Annotated in this window: 18 protein-coding genes and 1 pseudogene; 11 read left to right on the plus strand and 8 right to left on the minus strand. The window is 41.3% G+C overall.

Translation table 11 applies throughout. From position 1 onward, the window contains the following. Nucleotides 1-4: 4 nt before the first annotated feature. The 6 genes and pseudogenes from V7K60_RS09280 to V7K60_RS09310 all read left to right on the plus strand — a co-directional run bounded on the left by V7K60_RS09280 (nt 5) and on the right by V7K60_RS09310 (nt 7,096). Nucleotides 5-985 carry an iron-siderophore ABC transporter substrate-binding protein gene (locus V7K60_RS09280; RefSeq protein ID WP_334924847.1) on the plus strand — a complete coding sequence of 327 codons (981 nt, stop codon included), beginning with the start codon at nt 5-7 and terminating at the stop codon, nt 983-985. 355 nt (nt 986-1,340) lie between these two features. After that, nucleotides 1,341-3,113: an ABC transporter ATP-binding protein gene (locus V7K60_RS09285; protein ID WP_334924848.1), complete on the plus strand. Its 1,773-nt coding sequence runs from the start codon at nt 1,341-1,343 to the stop codon at nt 3,111-3,113. 157 nt (nt 3,114-3,270) lie between these two features. Continuing rightward, complete coding sequence (locus V7K60_RS09290; protein WP_334924849.1) at nt 3,271-3,642, plus strand: hypothetical protein; 372 nt, start codon at nt 3,271-3,273, stop codon at nt 3,640-3,642. A 23-nt stretch (nt 3,643-3,665) separates the two neighbouring features. Beyond that, nucleotides 3,666-4,191: pseudogene (locus tag V7K60_RS35190) on the plus strand (TonB-dependent receptor domain-containing protein); the annotation flags it as partial. Between the two features lie 265 nt (nt 4,192-4,456). Next, a complete protein-coding gene (locus V7K60_RS09305) occupies nt 4,457-4,882 on the plus strand; it encodes a hypothetical protein (RefSeq protein WP_334925522.1) in 426 nt (141 codons plus the stop codon). Nucleotides 4,883-4,996: 114 nt separating this feature from the next. Next, complete coding sequence (locus V7K60_RS09310) at nt 4,997-7,096, plus strand: single-stranded-DNA-specific exonuclease RecJ (RefSeq protein ID WP_334924851.1); 2,100 nt, start codon at nt 4,997-4,999, stop codon at nt 7,094-7,096. A gap of 78 nt (nt 7,097-7,174) precedes the next feature. Here the strand turns inward: V7K60_RS09310 and psb30 are convergent, their stop codons facing one another. Continuing rightward, nucleotides 7,175-7,309, minus strand: a complete 135-nt coding sequence (psb30, locus tag V7K60_RS09315; protein ID WP_199784655.1) for a photosystem II reaction center protein Ycf12/Psb30 — start codon at nt 7,307-7,309, stop codon at nt 7,175-7,177. A 213-nt stretch (nt 7,310-7,522) separates the two neighbouring features. On the opposite strand from psb30, the gene V7K60_RS09320 reads away from it, so the two are divergent. The 3 genes from V7K60_RS09320 to V7K60_RS09330 all read left to right on the plus strand — a co-directional run bounded on the left by V7K60_RS09320 (nt 7,523) and on the right by V7K60_RS09330 (nt 8,876). After that, nucleotides 7,523-7,873 carry a YkgJ family cysteine cluster protein gene (locus V7K60_RS09320; RefSeq protein WP_334924853.1) on the plus strand — a complete coding sequence of 117 codons (351 nt, stop codon included), beginning with the start codon at nt 7,523-7,525 and terminating at the stop codon, nt 7,871-7,873. A 99-nt stretch (nt 7,874-7,972) separates the two neighbouring features. Further along, nucleotides 7,973-8,401, plus strand: coding sequence for a TMEM165/GDT1 family protein (locus V7K60_RS09325; RefSeq protein WP_334924854.1), 429 nt, complete (start codon nt 7,973-7,975; stop codon nt 8,399-8,401). Nucleotides 8,402-8,573: 172 nt separating this feature from the next. Next, nucleotides 8,574-8,876, plus strand: a complete 303-nt coding sequence (locus tag V7K60_RS09330; RefSeq protein ID WP_099100177.1) for a TMEM165/GDT1 family protein — start codon at nt 8,574-8,576, stop codon at nt 8,874-8,876. A gap of 213 nt (nt 8,877-9,089) precedes the next feature. Here V7K60_RS09330 and V7K60_RS09335 read toward each other — a convergent pair whose 3' ends face one another. Then, the gene (locus tag V7K60_RS09335; protein WP_334924856.1) at nt 9,090-10,016 is read right to left on the minus strand and encodes a cobalamin-binding protein; all 927 of its coding nucleotides are present in this window, start codon (nt 10,014-10,016) and stop codon (nt 9,090-9,092) included. A 540-nt stretch (nt 10,017-10,556) separates the two neighbouring features. Between V7K60_RS09335 and V7K60_RS09340 the strand changes: the two genes are divergently transcribed. Beyond that, nucleotides 10,557-12,749 carry a hybrid sensor histidine kinase/response regulator gene (locus V7K60_RS09340; protein WP_334924858.1) on the plus strand — a complete coding sequence of 731 codons (2,193 nt, stop codon included), beginning with the start codon at nt 10,557-10,559 and terminating at the stop codon, nt 12,747-12,749. Between the two features lie 58 nt (nt 12,750-12,807). Here the strand turns inward: V7K60_RS09340 and V7K60_RS09345 are convergent, their stop codons facing one another. The 3 genes from V7K60_RS09345 to V7K60_RS09355 all read right to left on the minus strand — a co-directional run bounded on the left by V7K60_RS09345 (nt 12,808) and on the right by V7K60_RS09355 (nt 17,987). Then, nucleotides 12,808-13,254: a GNAT family N-acetyltransferase gene (locus V7K60_RS09345; protein ID WP_334924860.1), complete on the minus strand. Its 447-nt coding sequence runs from the start codon at nt 13,252-13,254 to the stop codon at nt 12,808-12,810. A gap of 193 nt (nt 13,255-13,447) precedes the next feature. Beyond that, nucleotides 13,448-16,420 carry an L-glutamate gamma-semialdehyde dehydrogenase gene (pruA, locus tag V7K60_RS09350; RefSeq protein WP_334924862.1) on the minus strand — a complete coding sequence of 991 codons (2,973 nt, stop codon included), beginning with the start codon at nt 16,418-16,420 and terminating at the stop codon, nt 13,448-13,450. 370 nt (nt 16,421-16,790) lie between these two features. Next, the gene (locus V7K60_RS09355) at nt 16,791-17,987 is read right to left on the minus strand and encodes an acyl-CoA dehydrogenase family protein (protein ID WP_334924864.1); all 1,197 of its coding nucleotides are present in this window, start codon (nt 17,985-17,987) and stop codon (nt 16,791-16,793) included. Nucleotides 17,988-18,444: 457 nt separating this feature from the next. Between V7K60_RS09355 and V7K60_RS09360 the strand changes: the two genes are divergently transcribed. Further along, nucleotides 18,445-19,095: an HD domain-containing protein gene (locus V7K60_RS09360; protein ID WP_334924866.1), complete on the plus strand. Its 651-nt coding sequence runs from the start codon at nt 18,445-18,447 to the stop codon at nt 19,093-19,095. Nucleotides 19,096-19,233: 138 nt separating this feature from the next. Here the strand turns inward: V7K60_RS09360 and V7K60_RS09365 are convergent, their stop codons facing one another. From V7K60_RS09365 to V7K60_RS09375, 3 genes are all read right to left on the minus strand, one after another. After that, complete coding sequence (locus tag V7K60_RS09365) at nt 19,234-19,962, minus strand: HEAT repeat domain-containing protein (protein ID WP_334924868.1); 729 nt, start codon at nt 19,960-19,962, stop codon at nt 19,234-19,236. Between the two features lie 170 nt (nt 19,963-20,132). Continuing rightward, the gene (locus tag V7K60_RS09370) at nt 20,133-20,978 is read right to left on the minus strand and encodes a HEAT repeat domain-containing protein (protein ID WP_334924870.1); all 846 of its coding nucleotides are present in this window, start codon (nt 20,976-20,978) and stop codon (nt 20,133-20,135) included. Beyond that, nucleotides 20,978-21,235 carry a phycobilisome linker polypeptide gene (locus tag V7K60_RS09375; protein WP_292741676.1) on the minus strand — a complete coding sequence of 86 codons (258 nt, stop codon included), beginning with the start codon at nt 21,233-21,235 and terminating at the stop codon, nt 20,978-20,980. Before V7K60_RS09375 ends, V7K60_RS09370 begins: the two co-directional genes overlap by 1 nt. Nucleotides 21,236-21,319 lie beyond the last annotated feature (84 nt).

Raw genomic sequence — 21,319 nt, forward strand, 5'->3', positions numbered from 1 at the left:
GATTATGAGTATTTCTTTTCGTCGCCTCACCCATCTGATACTTTTGAGTATCTTGACAGTGATACTGGTTTCGGCTTGTAACACAACCAATAACACCAGTATGACCCACTATAAGCAGCCCGTTGAGAATTGCCGAACCGTGCAACATGCGATGGGAGAAATCTGTGTTCCCAACTACCCCGAACGTCTTGTTGCCATTTCTCACTTCACTCTAGCTGATGCACTTGTTCTGGGAGTTCAACCAATTGGTAGCGCTTCAGCATCAAACGATTTGCAAAATAAATTCCCTGCGTATCTAAAGAATGAAACACAAGGAATAAAACAATTAGGTAGCCAATATGAGCCAAATCTAGAGAGAATAGCTTTCTTAAAACCTGATCTAATCTTGGGTTGGGAAGAGATTCGCAAAATTTATCCTCTTCTTTCTCAAATTAGCCCTACAGCAATTATTCCGTGGCAAGGTACGTCATCTTGGAAAGAGCACTTTAAATTTCTAGCTGAAGTATTGAGGAAAGAGGAGGAATATAAACAAGCCTGGAATTCCTATTTTCAGCGAATTGAGAAATTGAAAACAGCCTTAAATAATCAATATAAAGATAAGAAAATATCTGTTGTTTCTGTTGTTGGTGGCTATGGAATAATAAGTTGGGTGAAGAGTTCATTCATCGGTTCTATTCTTGATGATGTTGGACTGCAACGACCAAAATCACAAAATGTTATTTTAACTGATGGCGATCGGATTTTTAACATTTCTGAGGAGAGGTTAGAAGAAATAGATGGTGACATTTTGTTCATTACAATTGGTAGAGATAGTGATAGAAAAGCTCTGGAAAAATTGCAACAAAAGTCACTTTGGAGAAAACTCCGAGCAATTCAGCAAGGTCAAGTGCATTTTGTAGATACAGAGACTTGGAGCGGCTCAAACTTGCTTGCTGCCGATGCTGTCATTGATGATTTGTATAAATATTTAGTCAACGCGCCTTAAACTAATGACCAAAATATTGTTGAAAAATTAACTTGTAAGATAATTGTAAAGGAAATTTGAGAAAATGATTGAAATAATAATTTTCTAATTTGATTAATTCAACTTGATTTAGTTGATTATTATACTTGAGATTTAGAAATTTATAAAGTTTATCAAAAAATTAATTAGTATTCATAAAAATTATAGAATTAAAATAGTTCTTGACTGGTTCTTAAATTTTTGATTGACTTTCAAAAGAGTGGAGGATTATTTTCTGATTGTAATTTTTTGCCTGATTGAAACTAAGCACTCAAAATCTTTAATAATTTTGAAAAATTAAATCGTAAGGATTCAGCTATAAAACATACACATCACCATGCATTCTTCCCCAACTTATAAAAAGCATCCACTCTTGCGTTTATTGGACTACGCCAGAGACTACCACTCTCAAGTATGGAGTGCTGTAACCTTTACCATAATCAATCAAATCTTCGACCTAGCGCCATCCTATTTAATTGCCCAAACTATAGATGTCGTGGTGGAAAAAGAAAATTCCCTAATTGCCAAAGTCGGCATAACCAACATCATTGGACAACTGGCGATACTATCATTATTAGCATTATTCATTTGGAGTTCGGAGTCGCTATTTGAATTTTTATATACTCGCCTGTGGCGTAATTTAGCTCAAACCATCCAGCACGAACTGCGTCTTGATGCCTATAGCCATTTACAAGAACTAGAACTGAGCTACTTTGAGGAACACTCTACAGGCACACTCCTATCAATTTTAAACGATGATATTAATCAATTAGAACGGTTTCTCGATTCTGGGGCTGCGGAAATTCTGCAATTTATCACCACAGTTTTAGTTGTCGGCGGCTCATTTACTCTTATCGCTCCCAATGGAGCGTGGTTAGCAATACTACCCATACCCTTGATTTTCTGGGGTTCATTAGCATTCCAAAAACGACTAGCTCTGCGTTATGCAGATGTCCGAGACAAAGCTGGATTCATCAATAGCCGTTTAGCCAATAACCTCTCAGGGATTGCCACAATTAAAAGTTTCACTGCTGAAACCTACGAACAAAGTCGTGTCCTCTCTGAAAGTGAAGCTTATCGTCGCAGTAATCGTGAAGCTATCACTGTTTCTGCTGCGTTTTTCCCGGTGATTCGATTCATAGTTGTACTAGGTTTCATCGCTACACTATTTTTTGGTGGGGTTGCAGTAGCGAATAATCAGTTAACTGTAGGAAACTATAGTTTCATAGTGCTGATTGTGCAGCAATTACTGTGGCCATTTGCTACTTTGAGTTCCGTCATGGATGAGTATCAACGGGCTATGGCTTCTGTCCGTAGAGTGATGGGGTTGTTAGATACTCCTATTGCTATTCCCACAGGAAACCGTTCTTTACCAAAAGTACGTGGTGAGGTGCAATTTGACAATATCACCTTTGCATACAGCGATCGCACCAATGTACTCAAAGATTTATCATTGCATATTTCCCCAGGTGCAAATATTGGGATTGTTGGTGCAACGGGTTCTGGTAAAAGTACCCTTGTCAAACTACTGCTACGCTTTTACGAAGTCCAAGGTGGACAAATCCTGGTTGATGGTATCGATATTCGAGAGTTACAACTCTTAGAACTGCGGCGTTGTATTGGTTGGGTGAGTCAGGATGTATTTTTATTTCACGGTACGGTGGCAGAAAATATTGCTTATGGCAGTTTTGATGCAAGTAATGAAGAAATCATCGATGCTGCCAAATTAGCCCAAGCTCATGAATTTATCCTGCAACTACCCCAAGGATACAATACCATTGTCGGTGAAAGAGGTCAGAAACTTTCTGGTGGTCAAAGACAACGAATTGCGATCGCCCGTACTATTCTCAAAGATCCACCTATTTTAATTTTGGATGAAGCGACCTCTGCGGTAGATAATGAAACTGAAGCGGCTATTCAGAAATCGCTGGCTATGATTACCCAAAATCGGACAACTATAGCGATCGCTCATCGTCTTTCCACAATTCGCCACAGTCATTGTATATATGTGATGGATAACGGTCAAATTGTTGAGCAGGGTAAGCACAAGGAGTTACTGAGTCTCAATTGTATCTATGCTAGTCTGTGGCGCGTACAATCTGGGATTTAGATAGAGTTGTCCAAGCCGCTTACTCAATAGTCGAGAAATGGCATTAGCCATGACTTTTTGTCCTTCTTCTTTAATTTCTCGGTAAACTCCGATCTCAAGGCGATCGCGGTAAGATTATTGAAAATAAATATCATTAATTTTTCAAGATCTACCAGTCATGACCATCACTCTGACGATGAAAGAGGATCGGGAACTGTGGGCAGAAGCTAACTACAACAGCCCACAAAAACCAAAATTAGAGCTATTTGAAATTCTCCATCAAGTACCCAGACAACTGGGAAAAGGTTATGTACGGGATATTGAAGTGTATCCCTATCTCAAGCTGAAAATTTTAGACTGTGAATATGACGATGATGTGTTGTTGAAAATTCCTGAATGGTATCACCCGTTGCAATTTTGCGTTCTCCTTTGTGGCGTAACCACAGATGAATACAACGGGCAGAAATTAAATCAACGGTTGAGAAGCAGGAAGTCCAAGCCAGGAAAATTTCCAACCTCTGCTGACTCAAAAAATTCAGCAATTGAGTGAAGTTGAGCGTCCCAGCACCAGAAGTTGTACAGCTGACTGCGGTGAAAGCTAATCCCAAAAGGGGTGGAGGTGATTTTACAGACGACTCAGGGAGAAAAGTTACAAATCACAAATCGCAGTGCTGACAATAACTTTATTGTAGATATTCCTAATGCTCAACTGCGTTTACCCAGTGGCGATGGGTTTACATTCCGTTCCCAAAACCCGGTTGAGGGTATTACTGAGATAACTGTCACAAATCTGGATGCAAATACTATCCGGGTGACAGTTACGGGTGATGTAGGGTTGCCAACGGTTGAATTATTTGATGGTAATGAGGGTTTAATTTTAGGTTTGACACCTGCTGCAACTGCTTTTATTACAAACACAGAAACAAGCGTGTCAAGAGATGCATTCAGTCCACGTGTAGGCACTGTCTATCAACCCATTGAGCCAGTATCACTCTACGCAAACTACAGTACCTCATTTACCCCTGTGACTGGGATTGCTTTTGATAACAGTACATTCCAGCCTGAACGGGTAGGCAATATGAGATTGGGGCTAAAGTAGACTTCAATAATTGACGACTTATTTAAATACCTAGTCAACACACCTTAAATTTCATGTCCAAACACAGATTATTTGTCTCAAATATTGCCACGGGTAGTTAAGGCAAATCAAGTCTTATCCGAACCGTTTGCCTTACCTCCTTCTCCTTCTTTAACGTAAGTCTCCAACGGAGGCGCAGGTTTCTTTAGTAATTCTGGAAAATATGCTGAGGCTTGACAGTACTAAATTGAAGTAATATTTCAGTTTAGTACTTATACTGTGTATGATGTTTAAACCTCTGTCATTTGCTTTAATTACAGCTACCGTTCTAGTTGCATTAATCAATAATCCCAGTGCCACTTTAGCTCGAACTTGTGCCTCTAAGTGTGGGTCGCACCCAATTCAGTTGACACCTGGGCAACACATCCAAGTTGAAGTTATAAATAGCACACCTAACTTGATTAAAATCCAAAAACCTTCCGGGACTGATGCAATATCCTTGAGTCCAGGGCAAAAATTAAATTTAGAACAAATAGAGGGTACAGAGCCAAATACATCTCTGATATTTTGGAGCGAAAAGGGTTTATCGTTACAAGCAATTGTCTCGAAACCTAATTTTGGCACATTGCGGCTTGAACTGCGTCCGACTTGGCGCTCTCCTGGCGATCGCTCGTTGTATATTATGGATGATGGTAGGATAAACCTGTTTTAGATAGCAAATTAATGTTATTAGTTATGAGTTAAGAAATAACTTTCAATTCAACACTCATAACTCCTGTAGAGACGCTATTAATCGCCTCTCTACTCCTAACTCCTAACTTTTATTGTGCTAGACCGACCTGTATCTGAACTCTCAAAGCCTCGCAAGCGCTTACCCGATCAGCGCTGGCAGATTTATCCACAAAAACCAGAATTTGCCCAAAATCTGGCGGTTTTGACAAATATTTCCCCGATTGTCAGCCAGTTGTTGATTAATCGGGGTATGGAAACACCAGAACAGGTACAAGCATTTTTAGATCCAGAGTCTTTAATTTTGCCTTCGCCGTTAGAAGATTTCCCCGATTTGGCGATTAGTTTAGAGTTGTTGCAAAATGCGATCGCTTCTCAAACAAAAATTGCTATTTGTGGTGACTACGATGCTGATGGGATGACCAGCACTGCTCTACTTTTGCGTAGTCTCCGCACTTTAGGCGCACAAGTAGATTATGCTATCCCCAGCCGGATGCACGAAGGCTACGGTATTAATAAACGCATAGTTGAAGAATTTCACAGCGAAGGTGTGGGATTAATTCTGACTGTAGATAATGGTATCTCTGCGTTTGAACCAGTTGCTAGAGCTAGAGAACTTGGTCTTGCAGTGATTATCACCGATCATCATGATATCCCCCAAAAATTACCGCCAGCTAACGCTATCCTTAACCCCAAACTAATAGCTGAATCCTCACCTTATCGGGGTGTTGCTGGTGTTGGTGTTGCTTATATTTTGGCAGTATCTCTAGCACAACAGCTAGGGGAGACTAAGGGTTTAATTAAGCCGATGCTAGCACTGTTTACGCTGGGAACGATCGCAGATTTAGCCCCCTTAACTGGTGTAAATCGCCGCTGGGTGAAACGCGGTTTACAGCATTTACCCAAATCCCACTTACCTGGAGTGCAGGCGTTAATTCAGGTGGGTGGGGTGCAGGCGAGGGGAGATGAGAAATCAGGGGGAGATAGGGAAAAGCTTCCATCCCCAGTCCCTAGTCCCAAATCGCTAAAGCCTGAAGATATTGGGTTTCGTCTGGGGCCGCGAATTAATGCTATTGGTAGGATTGGTAATCCCCAGACTGTGATTGAATTGCTGACTACAGATGATATGGGAGTGGCGCTGGAAAGAGCAATGCAGTGCGAACAAGTCAACGCCTCTCGCCAGGAGATGTGTCAGCAAATTGAACAAGAAGCGATCGCTTATGTAGAGACAGAATTTGTTGCTTCTCTACAAGATGACCGTGTATTAATTGTTGTTCAACCCAATTGGCATCATGGTGTTATTGGCATAGTCGCCTCCCGCTTGGTAGAACGCTACGGTGTTCCCGTGTTTATCGGGACTTATGAAGATGAGGGACATATACGCGGTTCAGCACGCTCAATTCCAGAGTTTCATGTATTTGAAGCTTTGGAATATTGTCACGATTTACTAGGCAAATTTGGTGGACACAAAGCAGCCGGAGGATTCTCTCTACCAGCAGAAAATTTACAGGTGTTGCGATCGCGTTTGATTGAGTTTGCTAACCAGTGTCTTGAACCCCAACATCTTAAGCCTCTACTCAAAATTGATGCCGAAGTCAACCTCAATCATCTCAATCAGCAGCTTTATCAACAGCTTAATGCTCTACATCCCTGCGGTATGGACAACCCCGATCCAGTTTTCTGGACACCTAATGTCCAAGTGGTTGAGCAAAAAATCGTTGGCAAGGGTCACATCAAACTGACAGTTGCCCAAACTATAGATAATCAGCAGTATAAAATTAAAGCGATCGCTTGGCGTTGGGGCGACTATTTCCACCTACCATTGCGAGTGGATATCGCTTACAAACTGCGAGAAAATTACTTTAACGGTAACACCACCATCGAGCTAGAGTTAATAGGTGTCAGACTGCCAATTCAGATTCCACAATTTTTTGCTTCGCCACCTATCCAGTCAAGCACCACATTTGAGTACAACCAGCAACAATATACTTGTGGTTTCTATAAAAATGGTATTAAAGCAGAATTAAGAATTAGAAATTCTGAAGGCAAAGTTTTAGCCATCCAGCCAGGACATATAATTGGTTTGCTGGGCACTAATCGTCAAAACGCTAAAGAGGTCGATATTTCTCAACCACAGTATGACAATATTATCCAAGCTGCCCTTCAGACATTATCAGTACTGAGTGCTGAGTTATGAGTTATGAGTTATGAATTCTTAATTCACTTCTCACTCCTAACTCTTAACTGTTAATTCTTTAGTCAGCACTCAGCACTCTTATAGGTTGCCGTTGCGAAATGCCAGCAAAAAGATTACCACTGGGCCAGCAATTACAATTAGTGCCACGGACAGCAATTGGAAAATAACTTCCCAATTGATACTGGTAAAAGCGTTAAACAAAGAGTCAAACATTTTTCCTTTTCTCCTCCCAATAGTCTTAAAAAATTCAATAACTTAATTAGAAAACCCGAAATCGATCATATCTGGCTATGGCCTGTTATATTTAATTTACTTAACAAAATTATAAGAAAAGACATAAAAACGTAAAATAGGGAGATTGGGAATGGGGCATTGGGCATTGGGAATTAGGTTATTCTCTCCTTATGCCCCATTCCCTAATCCAAAATGTCAACTTGGCAATGTGTAAAACAATGTGGAGCCTGCTGTAATCTCGATCCAGCAGAGCGTCCAGATTTGGAAGAGTATCTCTCTCCACCAGAACTAGAACTCTACCTCAGCATGGTAGGCGAAGGCGGATGGTGCGTTAATTTTGACCATACCACGCGAGAATGTCGCATTTACCCTAATCGTCCGCGCTTTTGCCGTGTGGAATCAGAAGTGTTTCAAGATATGTATGGGGTTGAACCAGAAGAAGTCAACGATTTTGCTATTGACTGCTGTCGCCAGCAAATAGAAGGAGTTTATGGCGATCGCAGTTTAGAAATACTACGCTTCGACAAAGCTGTTGATCTTTGACACCCAACCTGCTTTTTTTGTGTGGGGTTGCAATTTATGACAAAAATCTGAGAAAATGATAGAAATATGAAAAGACCCTAGCAACCAAAACTACTGCTTGTGAAACTTGACTCTGTACCTTTGGAGATTTCTGGCATATCTCACACTGAGATCGAGCTAAAATTGGAAGACAGCAATGATTTTAACTTAACTCCCGCGATCGCTCCCTTGGTTCAGCCTGTAATTGCCGATAGTCCTCAAAAGCAGCAATCAGTGCTAGTAGTTTTTAGTACGACTTTTGTAACCATTTTTCTAGCAGAAATTGGAGATAAAACTCAGCTATCCACTCTGTTAATGAGCGCACAATCTCATTCGCCGTGGGTGGTATTTATCGGTTCTGCGGCGGCGCTAATAACTACCAGCTTATTAGGTGTACTTTTAGGTAGTTGGATAGCCAATCGACTCAGCCCGAAAACTGTAGAAAAATCAGCCGGCGTGATGTTGTTGGTAATTTCCCTAATGCTATTTTGGAATGTATTACAAGGTTAGTTAGGAGTTAGGAGTTAGGAGTTATTATTCTCCTCATCTCCCGCCTTACGAGAAGCTAAACTTACATCTCTCCCAATCTTTTTTTGAATACTTCGACAAGCTCAGTACAAGTTTTGAATACTTCGACAAGCTCAGTACAAGTTTTAAATTGATTTTTCCCCCCTTAAATAATATGGATTGGCATCTTTTAGGACTGAGCTTTATTACGGTTTTTTTATCAGAATTGGGTGACAAAAGTCAGCTAGCGGCGATCGCACTTTCAGGACGTTCTAATTCTCCACGTGCAGTATTTTTTGGTGCAGCAGGCGCATTGCTGTTGACAAGCCTGTTGGGATCGTTAGCAGGGGGTGCAGTAGCCGAATTATTACCTACACGTGTTTTAAAAGCGATCGCGGCTGTCGGATTTGCCATTCTTGCTGCACGCCTGCTGTTATTTAACAATGAACCATCGGCAGATTCTGAACAAACACCTTAGAGAAGAATTCAGAATCCAGGAATTAGAATTAGTCTTTGTGGGCGATTGGAACGCACCAAGGTTTTGAACCAATCTCACTCAGCCAGACTTGAATTCATACTAGACTTCTTGCATAAATCCAAAATAAGAACCCCTCCCCGCCTGCGGGGAGGGGTTTAGGGGACTTTTGCAAGAGGTTTACTGAATTCTGACTCCTGAGTTCTGAATTCTTCTTTACAAACCTTCCCAAGCAGTTCCTTTGTAGCCGTATTGAAAAATTTCTGGATGCAAAATTTCTGCCAAAATCTCTAGAGAATCTACCAGTCGCGGCCCTGGACGATTGAAGTAAGAATTGCCATCAGTAATGTAGACTCTACCAGCTTCGGTAGCATGTAGTTTTTCCCACTCTGGACGTTGAGTTAATAACTTGGCTTCTTGGCGAGTGCGATTTAAATCAAAGCCACAAGGCATAAAAACAATTACATCTGGATTCGTTGTTAATAGTGTTTCCCACGGCAAGATCGGAGAAGGCTGACCTGTAGCGCAAAACAAAGACTGTCCTCCTGCTAAGTTAACTAATTCAGGAATCCAATTAGCGGCGACCATCAGAGGATCAGTCCACTCGATACAGGCGACAGTAGGTAGTTCATCTAAAGAAAGTCCTTGGATTTTTTGCTGACAAATTTTGACGCGAGCTTCTAAATTTTCTAAGACTTTTACCGAGTCTACGCCAAAGGTGTTGCCGACTCGCTCAATGTCAGCCCAAACATCCTGGAGAATATTGGGTTGTAAAGAAATAATCTGAGGTTTACTGTCAATGAGTGTCGCAACTGCCTTTTCAACATCGTCTAAGCTAACAGCACAAACATCACACTGGTCTTGAGTGAGAATGTGAGTAGGCTGCAATTGCTCTAAAACATCTGTTTTGATTTCATAAATACTAAGAGCAGATTGCAATAAATTGTTCACTTCGTCGTGAATTTGGCTGCTGGGAGCATCACTGTTTAAACGTGCTTGGGTACAAATGGGGCGATTGAGGATTTCTGGAGGGTAATCACATTCGTGCGATCGCCCCACAATAGCATTAACCAACCCTAGTGTCGCTAAAATCTCTGTTCCACCAGGAATCAGGGAAACAATTCTTACATCACTATCTGTCATCGCTCCACCTCCACAAAAGCTGCCGTTACCTTAAGTTTGGCAGAATTTGAGTCATTAGGTATCTTTCTCTAGGAGAATCAAGGGTATTTTGTTAGTCAGTACTAAGCAAGAAATTGTACTAGTACAGCGCAGCAAATATCAAGCCACCATTTTAAACAAGCAAAAGCCTTGATATACAAACTTTTGACTTTTGACTTTTGCCTTGCGGTACTAGGGATTGGGTATTAAGAAAAGTCTTTAGCACTCCCCAGTTTCAAATTAAAAGTACTATACTACTTGTACTACTGGATAGTAGAATTACTTAATAGTGAAATTACTTTAAATGCTAATTATCCCCTGGCAAAAATCACTGGTATGAAGTAACAGAAGTAATCAGCAAAATCTAGCTTATAACTAATTAGCCAGAATTATAAAATTTAATTAGAAAAATTATACTTTCCGGTTATGAAAAACTATATCAAGTAATTGTAGTTATACAAAGACAGTTCTACTTTTACCGTAGAACTGCAAGTCCAAATTATTTCTTCTTGAGGGCAACAAATGCAGGTCGTGTCAGCTAGAGATATTACAAAGCACAACCAGGCCCAAGAGGCTTTACGAATCAGAGAAAATAGTCGGCGAAAACAAAGTCAGACACTGGTGCAACTGGCAAGAAGCAAGACATTTCAGCAAGGTAATCTCAATGCGGTGTTGAGAGAAATCACAGAAACTGCTGCTCAGACGCTGTTAGTAGAGCGAGTGGGGGTATGGTTATATAATGAAGAACGTTCAAAAATTGAATGCATTAATTTGTATGATGTCAGGACTAAGGAGCATATCTTTGGTAATTCGCTTTTAAAAACAAATTTTCCTGCTTATTTCCAGGCTTTAGAAGAGGAACGTACCATTGCCGCAGATGATGCTAGAAACGATACCAGAACCCAAGAATTATCCGAGTCTTATCTTTCAGTTTTGGGCATCACATCTATACTAGATGCACCAATTTGGCTAGAGGGTCATTTGGTAGGCGTAGTGTGTCACGAACACATAGGCGAAGGTCGCCAATGGACTTTAGAAGAAGAGAGTTTTGCTGGCTCAATTGCAGATTTTGTGACGCTGGCTATAGAAGCGAGCGAGCGAAACGTCGTACAGTCAGCACTGCGACAGAGTGAGGCACAATTTCGGGCGATTTTTGAGCGTTCCTCTATCGGCATTGGCCTGATAGATATGAAAGGGCAGATAGTCGATACTAATCTGGCACTGTGCGAGATTTTAGGATATAGCCGAGAAGAGTTATACGGCAAGTACTTTACAAATTACATTTCCATAGAAAGGGAGGATTTAAAACTTTACAAACAACTGATGTCAGGAATTCGCACAGATTTAAAGAGAACTTCGAGGGACGGTTTACAACCTTCCAAAAGTCAGGAACAACTTGTCGAAAGACATCGTATTGAGATAGAAAGACGCTGCCTGCATAAAAATGGTAACTTAGTTTGGACTCATATCTCTGTTTCTGTTATACCAGGCAGCAATGGTGAGCCTGAGTTTTTTCTAGCGATGATTGAGGATATTACTGAACGTAAGCAAACAGAGTTAAAACTACGCGCCTCTCAAGAAGCAGCAGAAGCTGCCAGTCGGGCAAAAAGTGAATTTTTAGCAACTATGAGCCATGAGTTGCGGACGCCTCTCAATGCGATTATGGGTTTGTCACAGTTACTGCAACAAGAAATAGTCGGCTCTCTGAATGAAAAGCAGAACGAATATGTAAGTTGTATATATAGTAGTGGTGAACATCTGCTGGCAGTGATTAACGATATCCTTGACTTATCTAAGGTAGAAGCAGGTAAACAGGAACTGTTACTATCATCTTTGTCAGTGGCAGATATATGTAATTATGCCATCTGGACAGTGCGCGATCGCGCCTCAGAAAAGGGATTGCAACTCACGCATAAAATTGACCTAGAAGCGGATATTTGTATTGCTGATGAGCGGCGCATCAAGCAAATGCTACTCAACTTGCTCACCAATGCCATTAAATTCACCCCAGCAGGTGAAGTATCGCTGGTAGTCAAAAAAGTGCCACAAGGGATAACGTTTACAGTTTCAGATACTGGTATTGGTATAGACTCAAGTCAGTTTCAATTTCTATTTGAACCGTTTAAACAGCTTGACAGTCGGTTAAATCGTCAGTATGAAGGCACTGGTTTGGGTTTAGCCTTAACGCGTAAATTAGCGCGTTTACATGGTGGAGATGTTACCGTAACATCAACTTTAGGAAAGGGCAGTCAGTTCACTCTGTTTTTACCAAATCCAGAGCATCTGGGAAATAAGGAAGCAAATTTTACCTTATCCTCCTTATTCTCATCTTCTCCAGTCATCCCCACAAATAAAACTATTTTGCTTGTAGAAGAAGAGGAAAACACAGCAACAGTGTTGCAAGATTATCTCCACACAATTGGCTACCAAGTCAAGTGGATAGATAATAGTAACGACTTTTTGAAACAGGTAGAAAGCTTCCAACCAGATTTAGTTTTTTTTGATTTCCAGTTAGTAAAGGATATTCATATCTGGAATTTGCTGAATATCCTTAGAAAAGAGCCTTATCGGGAACATTTACCGATTGTAATGATGACCTTTAGTGAACCTTTAGAGGAGGAAATTGTCATGCTGCCAGGTAGTGTTAATGACTACCTTGTCAAGCCAATTCAGATAGTCCAGCTAGAGTCAATCCTGATGAAATATTTGAGTTAATTGCTCATAAAAATAAATTTTTGCATGAACATTTAGTAAAAAAATATACTAAATAATTTTACTTTAACTGTGAAAATATTTTTCTCATTTTCACATGGAGAATACTAGCTTCTTCAAATATTTCTCCTTCTTCGACAAAATCGAGTTTTTTGTATAAATCTTTCACATATTCTTGAGCATGAATCACTACTTCTGGAATATTTTGGTTAGCTATCACCTGTAGGGCATTTTCCATAATTTTCTTACCAATACCTTGCCCTCTAACTGTCGATAAAACAGCTAACCTTTCTATTTTGGCAGTTTTATCATCTAAATATCTGATTCTGGCAGTACCCACAACTTCTACATTTAAATAAGCAATTAGATGATCGGATATTTCATCTTTACCATCAAATTCTAAAGCGGGATCTACCCCTTGTTCTTCTTGAAAAACTGATTTTCTAATTGCTTGAATTGCCGGAAAATCTTTAGGTAATTCAGCAACTTTTATAACTAAATTACTCATGAAACTCTCTTTTAGGTTACTACCTATTGTAGTTTAACGTGAGTTTGATGAACCTCTCCCTGCCTTGAAATAAAGTTGAAGTCTGTCCCTCTTGGAGTTGGAGAGGGAAGATTTGACGTAGTAAAATCAGGGAGAGGTGTTTTGATTGTGCTAATTAGACGGACACTATATGAGCCGTAGAATTCACGTTAGTTTAATCTGCTCCTTCAATTGGTGCAAAACCTTGACGTTGAATATTTTCTGTCAGCGCGCGTGGTTCTAAAAATTGCAGTAAGTAATCAGGGCCGCCTGCTTTAGAACCTACTCCAGAAAGTTTAAATCCACCAAAGGGTTGCCGTCCAACGATCGCTCCGGTAATATTGCGGTTGATGTACAAATTCCCGACTTCAAATTCTACCTGCGCCTGCTGAATGTGCGAAGGCGTTCGAGAATAAAGTCCGCCAGTTAAGGCGTAATTTGTACCGTTGGCGACTGCTAACGCTTCCTGGAAATCTTTCACCCGAATTACCGCCAGCACAGGGCCAAAAATTTCTTCCTGGGAAATTACCGCATTTGGCGATACTTCACTAAAAATAACTGGGCCGATAAAATATCCTTGTTCGGGTGCTGGTAATTCCAACGCTACTTCTGCTTCGGCCTTACCCTTCTCAATATACTCGCGGATGTGATCGCGGGCATTAGCATCAATTACTGGCCCAACTTGTGTACTCGGTAACTCTGCTTCCCCAATGTTCAAGGATTTTGTCGCTTCTACCAACCGTTGCACAAAGGCATCATAAATCGGTTGCAGCACAATTACCCTGGAAGCGGCAGAACATTTTTGGCCGCTATAACCAAATGCCGACTGCACTACCCCCACAACAGCTTGGTCTAAATCAGCACTTTCATCGACAATAATGGCATTCTTACCACCCATTTCAGCAATCACGCGTTTCATGTGTTTCTGTCCGGGTTTCAGCGTTGCCGCTTCTGCGTAAATTTTACAACCTACTTTCTGGGAACCTGTAAAAGCAATTACATGAGTATCTGGATGATTTACCAAATGAGCGCCGACTTGCGAACCCTTACCCGGTACGTATTGAAATACACCTTTAGGAAAACCAGCCTCTACCAAGATTTCTGTGAGTTTTGCAGCAATCACAGAAGATGTTTCCGCAGGTTTGAGGAGAGTGCAATTACCAGAAACCAAAGCTGCAACAGTCATTCCACAAGCGATCGCTAGCGGAAAATTCCAGGGAGAAATCACCACAGCAATACCCCGTGGCTGGTAAATATAATGATTAGTTTCACCAGGTATGTCGTAATTCACACCTTTATCTAACCGTTCTATCTCGTCAGCGTAGTACTGACAAAAGTCTATCGCTTCCGAAACCTCTCCATCAGCTTCCTTAACTGGTTTTCCAACTTCCAAAACTATCCAAACTGAAAGTTCGGCGCGGCGGAGTTCCATCAAATCACCCGCTTTCCGCAAAATATCAGCGCGTTGTTTAGCTGGTGTTTTCTTCCATCCAGGAAACGCCGCTTTCGCAGCTTGGATCGCCTGTTCTGCCTGTTCAACGCTAATCAATCCAACTTTACCAATTACCTCACTGAAATTAGAAGGATTGAGAGAATCAACAAATTCCGGCGGATTAACATACTCCCCATTAATCAACGGTAAATAAGTTTTACCCAACTGTTGACGAACATGTTGGAAAGCTTGTGCCACCTTCGTTCTCACCTCTTCCTCAGCGTAATCGGTATCAGCAGCACCGAGGAAATCAGAGTCAGGAGTTAAAGAGTTCTTCTCCTCTTTGACAATCGGCGGCGCCAATAATTCCTCAATTGGATGATTTTCGAGATTTTGGCGTAAAAAAGAACTATTAGCCGTATTTTCCAACAATCGGCGAATTAAATAGGCCATCCCAGGTAATAATTCACCGTAAGGACAGTAAACTCTCACCCGATAACCTTTATCAACCAACGCCTTAGCAACTTTATCTCCCATACCGTAGAGGACTTGTAATTCAAAGCGACGGCGAGGGACATTTAAACTTTCAGCTATAGCAATGGCGCGAGAGTGCGATCGCACATTATGGCTACCAATGGCAGAATAGACATATTGATGATTTTCTAGCAACAACTGAGTGATGGTTTCAAAGTTAGCATCAGTTGCCACTTTGTCGTTGTAAACTGGCTGTTTCCAGTGCTTCTGGGCTGCTTTAATAGTTTCTTGATCCCAATATGCGCCTTTCACCAAGCGAATTGTTAGGGGATAATCGCGCTGTTTCAACCAAGAAATTAGGTCTTCGGTATCTTGTTCGCTATCACGCAGATATGCTTGAATTGTGATGCCAATATCTGTGCGTTGCCGAAACTCTTCTTCTAGTAAGAGTTTTTTCAGGATGCTGAGAGTTATATCCTTATAGGCATACTGTTCCATATCAAAATGCACAGCTGCGCCCAACTCTTTAGCACGACGTAAGAGAATCCGAATGCGATCGCTAACTCGCTCCTCACTACCTTTAGCATCTAATGGGTCAAATTGGGAATAAAACGCCGTTAATTTAACAGAAACCTGAATTTTTGGTATAGGTTCGCCATCAGCCTCATCAATAGCCGGAATAACTGACCAATTCTTTGATGCTTCCACCAGTTGTTGCATTAATTCTAGATAGCGTTCTAGATAAGACTGCGCTTCCGCTTCGGTAATTACGGCTTCACCAAGTAAGTCGATGGTGAAAGCCATTTTTTCTTTTCGCAGTCGTTCAACTGTTTTGATAACTTGTTTAATATTTTCCCCAGAAATATATTTATGGGCAAGCGTCTCAACCGCTGTACCAACGGTTGTAGCAGCAACTTGTCCTGGCATAGAGTCGGGGTTAGCAAAGTTTAGCATCCCCTTCAAAGCTGCTGGTAATTCTACAGATTCATCGCCTAAATATTCTTGTAAATGTGAGGCAATTTCTGATTTACTGTGCAAAGCAGGTAGTGTATCGATAAAGCGAAATAGTTGCACCCGCAACCCAGGATTACTCATTGCCCAAGCTAGTAATTTATCATCCCAACGCATTTGATCCCGCAGGGAAGAAAAAAACGAACGATTTTCCTGCGTTGCTGCTAGAAGTTGTTTAGCAATTTCTTGGGTTTTAGCTTCGTAGGTGCTTGTTTGTACTTGTAATACCACTGATAATAAACTCCTTAATCAAGGCAAGGCTTTTTGTACAAAGCCTGTGTCTTCTATTTTGACGCTTTCATTTAGCTGTCACCATATTTAGTAATCTGTCAAGTTAAGTTTGCTGGGTTTGTAGTGACCGTTTTAGCGCTGAAATCAAGAAATAAAGTTCTGATATCATGTACGGCTAATTAGTTATAATTCCCACATCTGTGCAAAAACCGAGAAACCCTCTTTCCCCAAGCTTTGTGCCCCAGCAAGAACTGCGGTCTTAATGATAAGTCTTTAACTAGACACGATATGACTACAATACCTTCGCCAAAAAAAGAGTATGAAGAGAAAGAGCCGCGCTATTGGGAGCAATCAGCTCCCCCTCAATCCATTATAAAAAGTTTACGACACCCAGACGCAAGACTTCTCGCGTAAAGTCACAGGAATACCCGATAGTTGCATCGGCAAGAAACTTGCCAGCCAAACACTCTTTTGTCACCCCATAACCCCCAAGAATCTCAACTGCTGTTTGTGCGTTTTTGATTGCGACATCTACTGCAAAAGTCTTGGCAGATGGTGCTTTAACTGTTGCGGCAAGTTGGGGAGAAGTTTCTGCTGTACAAGCAGCATCCCATACCACTAGTCGTGCAGCCTGGGTGTTAATCATCATATCTGCTAATTTTAAAGCTACTGCCTGATGTTCAATAATGGGACGGCCCCAACTGACTCTTCGCTTGGCATAATTCAAAGCATATTCATAAGCAGCACGAGCCAAACCAACATAAGAAGCTGCCAGCCCAATAGCTACTTCTGGAAGCAACATCAGTAGTTTTCCGGCTTCGCCTTCTTGTCCAATCAGGTTTTCCACAGGCACTAAGACGTTATCCAGGCAAATCTCGGCATGATGAGAAGCTTTCCAACCAATCATCTGTGTCTTTTTGCCAAACTTAATCCCAGGCGTATCTGCTGGAACGTAGAAGATAGACAAACTTTCGTGTAATGGTTTATCCATCGCTGTACGGGCAATGATGAAGTAGGCATCCGCAATCCCACCATTTGTAACTAACGGAGATTTTGTTCCATTGAGAATGTATGCATTGCCCTCGCGTGCTGCAAAGGTTTTTATCCCAATATTGGAGTCTGGGAACGGGCAAAACAAATCTGAGGTGGCGACATGAGCTTCACTCTCTGCGGCACTGAATAGATGGGGTTTTCCAGAATTGACAAAAGATAGTATTCGTTTTTGTTGTTCTTGGGTTGTAACTCTACTGACAAACAACGACATAGCTGCGTTGAGATTAAAGTAACTACAAGCAATGCTGACATCAACAGCGCCTATTTCTTCTAACACTACAGCCAAGTCTATACATTTCCCACCTACACCTCCTAACTCTTTTGGAAGCATCAAAGATGTGAATCCTAATTCAGTCCCCTTATGGAACAAGTGTTTGCAGAAATCCCAAGGTTCTATCTCTGGATTGTTAGACTCTTCAATTATCTGAACAATAGGACTAATCTCGTTTTGAGCAAAGTCACGCGCAAGTGATTGCAACATCTGCTGTTCTTGAGTGAGACTAAAGTCAATCATGGTTTATTTTTTATTTATTCCTACTGCATAAATATACAGCTTTCTTTAAAGTATAAAAGTCTACTACTTGGTATCAAAATGTTGATTTTGTAAGCGTATTTTACTATGTTACTGTTTGTATAAAATTAGAAAAATTATTTGTATATACTAGTTCTAGAATATGCACGTCTCTTTCAACAAGAAAGTACAAAAGAAAAAAATGTCAAAAATACGTAAAAAAAAATCAATTGCTATAGCAACGCAAACGCATCTAAACTTATTTACTCATCAAAGTTTTAACAGGATTGACTTATTTTTCCAATACTCAGAATGGGTATAAGTAAGTCGGCACAATAAAACCAAACTGTGTAAAAAAAAGTAAACAAGGCTCAAACTCTCTTTCCCCCAGCTAATAGCCCCCAGTAAGAACTGCCTTATTCCAACGATAATTATTTACGCCGACCTACTTACTCACTCTATGCCTACAGAAAACTTCATGAATATTTTATTTTCTAACTGGCAATACACACTCCAACCCTTTGCAGTTGACCAAGTAGCGGCTGAGAAAGCCTTTAATCACTTGGTTGCGGCTTACTCTACCCCTGGTCGCTACTACCATACACTGAAACACATCGATCGCGTCCTCAGCATAATTCAGATTTTGCAAGGCTACACCAATAACCTAACTGCTGTTCAACTAGCTGCCTGGTTTCACGATGTAGTGTATGACACTGAAGCCAAAGATAATGAAGAACGAAGTGCAGACTATGCTTTTGAGTTGCTGAGTAATTTGGGTATTCCAGAAAGTATCATAACTACTGTCACCCGTCTGATTCTGAACACTAAAGACCACCAAGCTGCGGTCAATGACTATGATAGCCAAGTCCTAGTTGATGCAGATTTAGCGATTTTGGCTACTAACCCAGTTGATTATGAAGAATATGCCCATGCTATTCGTCAGGAATATGGCTGGGTAGCAGAGGCAGATTATATCACAGGCCGTCAGAAAATTTTAGAAAGATTTTTACAGCGATCGCATATCTACTTTACGCCTTTAATGTCAGAGTTTGCCGAACCATCTGCTCGTGGCAATATCCAGGCAGAAATTCAGTCTTTATCGCCTGGTTAGTTTTACAAAAACCAAGCTAAGAGGTACACGTCGCACGAGAAAGATTTGGATCTTGGAAACCTACGGAATTCTGAAGGCTATCCTCGATGAATTGGCAAATATAACACCATACCGCAAGCGCGGTTGGTGTCTGGTGATTTACCGTCTGCCAGCACCACGATGAGGTATTTCAGACACTTCAGTATCTTCTAGCTTTCTTTTCGGTGCAAAAACTTCTTGATGCTGTTGCTGTTGAATTTTTTGCAGTGCAAACTTTACGCGGGTGCGAACTCCCAGATCGGCATCGGTATCGAGTATTTGCTGAAGTTGATTTGTAATTCGTGACGCTTGATCGGGTAAAGTGACTGCTATAGCAATTGCTAGTGTTTCTAAACTCGTCACTGCTGCATAGCGCACTATCCACTCTGGATCTTGAGAAATTAGTAATAGTGCCTCTAATACCTGAGTTTGAACAGATTCTACTTTCTCACCAGGTAGTTGATGCCAACGCAAAGTACCTAATCCCCTAGCAGCTGCCCGCCGCACACTTAAGGAAAAATCGTTTTTTGCTGCCTCTAACAAGGTATCCAGCGCCCGAACATCGCCAATTCCCGCTAAAGCACGAATAGCCCAGGCCCTAGCACTGTAGTTGTAGTCATCAATTAGTTCCAATAGTGACGGTACTGCGGCTTCCCCGATCGCAATTAGTCCATCTACTGCCGCCACTGCCGCCCCTGGATTGTTGTAGCCCAAAGCTGCAATCAGAGTCGGAACAGATTCCTCGATACCAGCTGCCGCTAACTCCTGAACTGCGTCTAATAAGCGATCCGAGGAGTCTGCTTCTTCCACAGCACGAATTAATATTTGGGCAAGGTCACTGTTATTCATAATAATTTTTTAAGAGTCATTAAGGATCTGCCAATTGTAGCTTAAGTCCTCCGTAGTTGACATCATACATAAACCCCCTAGCCCAGATTTTGCAATTGGGTTGGAGGTTTATATGTGGTAAACATTTGCTTTAAACGTATTAATAACAACTAATTTATGGAAAATTATGACTACAACAGCGAGTCCATCAAATTTATCACTTTAATCGCACCTGCTGACAAAGTGTTTGTTGCTGTGTCCTTAATTTGATATTCTAGTAATCCTTTAAGAGAAATTAGCTTTAGACTATTTTCAGCAAGAGTTTCGGTGATCGCATCTGCTGCGGGTAAATATCCAATCGCTCCCAAGTCTGCTAACACTGCTCGACGCAATTGTAATTTTTCTCCTGCCAGAGCTTTTACTAACCTTTCTCCATAAACTGGTTCTTGGGTTAATTGATACATCGCTCGTGCGGCAGCATATTGCACCAATTCAATTGGATGCTCTAAAAATGGTTTTACCAAAGGGATGCACTCAGTCGCCCTCAAGGCTCCCAAGGCTTCTAAAATGGCCTCGTAGGGTTGAGATAAATCAGGCTGTTTTGATATCAGCTGCTCTTTTTGCAAACCTACTTTTAATAGCTCGCTCAGGGCGGGAATACAAACCGGATCGCCCAGCATATCTAAAGATTGTGCCGCTGCTTCCCGGACATAAAAATCTGAGCAGTCTAAACAGGCAATTAAAGGTGAGACTGCCTGGCGATCGCCAAGTTTCCCTAAAGCCCTAGCTGCGTTCCGTCGCAGAGGATATCCACCTTCTGGTGTTCTGTCGGCTTCATCCTCTAACGCTTTAATTAATCCTGTAACCGCAGCTGCTTCACATATCCGAAACCTACCCAACCACCAGGCAGCATAAAAGCGCAGACCTAAATCTGCACTCTCAAGATTAGCGATCGCTTGCTCTACTGTTAAAGATTCACCATCACCAGAGTTACCTGTCGGTGATAAATCTTCAAATTTCTGCGGACTAGAATTCATTATGAAGAAGGAGGATCGCTTTGTTCGCTATTTGTTTTAGCTTCAGCGTTCAATGGCTGAATGCTGACTATTTTGCCACCCAAACGAGTAATTCGCTGCATCTCTTGATTCATCCGGTTCTCAGGTACTGTGAAAAACACAGTGGCACTAGAACGAATCGGATAGTTGGTTTTTTCAGTTTCTTCGCTTTGCCGCAGACCCACTACTTCATATCGAAAGTAGCGACTACTCGTTCTACTACTAATTGGCCCAACCATAAAATTAATTCCCTATTTTAAATTGTCATTAGTCTCCGAAGTTCTGATCGGAGGAAGCCTCCGCTCAGACTTCTCTCTTTGTCT

It is taken from the genome of Nostoc sp. (assembly GCF_036917555.1).
Taxonomy (GTDB): Bacteria; Cyanobacteriota; Cyanobacteriia; order Cyanobacteriales; family Nostocaceae; genus Nostoc.

Bases quoted from the DNA above. Each gene is read 5' to 3' on its own strand.
- V7K60_RS09365 (WP_334924868.1), bottom strand. From the start codon at position 19,962: ATGAATAACAGTGACCTTGCCCAAATATTAATTCGTGCTGTGGAAGAA.
- V7K60_RS09355 (WP_334924864.1), bottom strand. From the start codon at position 17,987: ATGATTGACTTTAGTCTCACTCAAGAACAGCAGATGTTGCAATCACTT.
- psb30 (WP_199784655.1), bottom strand. From the start codon at position 7,309: ATGTTTGACTCTTTGTTTAACGCTTTTACCAGTATCAATTGGGAAGTT.
- V7K60_RS09360 (WP_334924866.1), top strand. From the start codon at position 18,445: ATGCCTACAGAAAACTTCATGAATATTTTATTTTCTAACTGGCAATAC.
- V7K60_RS09335 (WP_334924856.1), bottom strand. From the start codon at position 10,016: ATGACAGATAGTGATGTAAGAATTGTTTCCCTGATTCCTGGTGGAACA.
- V7K60_RS09305 (WP_334925522.1), top strand. From the start codon at position 4,457: ATGTTTAAACCTCTGTCATTTGCTTTAATTACAGCTACCGTTCTAGTT.
- V7K60_RS09280 (WP_334924847.1), top strand. From the start codon at position 5: ATGAGTATTTCTTTTCGTCGCCTCACCCATCTGATACTTTTGAGTATC.
- V7K60_RS09375 (WP_292741676.1), bottom strand. From the start codon at position 21,235: ATGGTTGGGCCAATTAGTAGTAGAACGAGTAGTCGCTACTTTCGATAT.
- V7K60_RS09320 (WP_334924853.1), top strand. From the start codon at position 7,523: ATGTCAACTTGGCAATGTGTAAAACAATGTGGAGCCTGCTGTAATCTC.
- V7K60_RS09340 (WP_334924858.1), top strand. From the start codon at position 10,557: ATGCAGGTCGTGTCAGCTAGAGATATTACAAAGCACAACCAGGCCCAA.
- V7K60_RS09285 (WP_334924848.1), top strand. From the start codon at position 1,341: ATGCATTCTTCCCCAACTTATAAAAAGCATCCACTCTTGCGTTTATTG.
- V7K60_RS09330 (WP_099100177.1), top strand. From the start codon at position 8,574: ATGGATTGGCATCTTTTAGGACTGAGCTTTATTACGGTTTTTTTATCA.
- V7K60_RS09345 (WP_334924860.1), bottom strand. From the start codon at position 13,254: ATGAGTAATTTAGTTATAAAAGTTGCTGAATTACCTAAAGATTTTCCG.
- V7K60_RS09370 (WP_334924870.1), bottom strand. From the start codon at position 20,978: ATGAATTCTAGTCCGCAGAAATTTGAAGATTTATCACCGACAGGTAAC.
- V7K60_RS09290 (WP_334924849.1), top strand. From the start codon at position 3,271: ATGACCATCACTCTGACGATGAAAGAGGATCGGGAACTGTGGGCAGAA.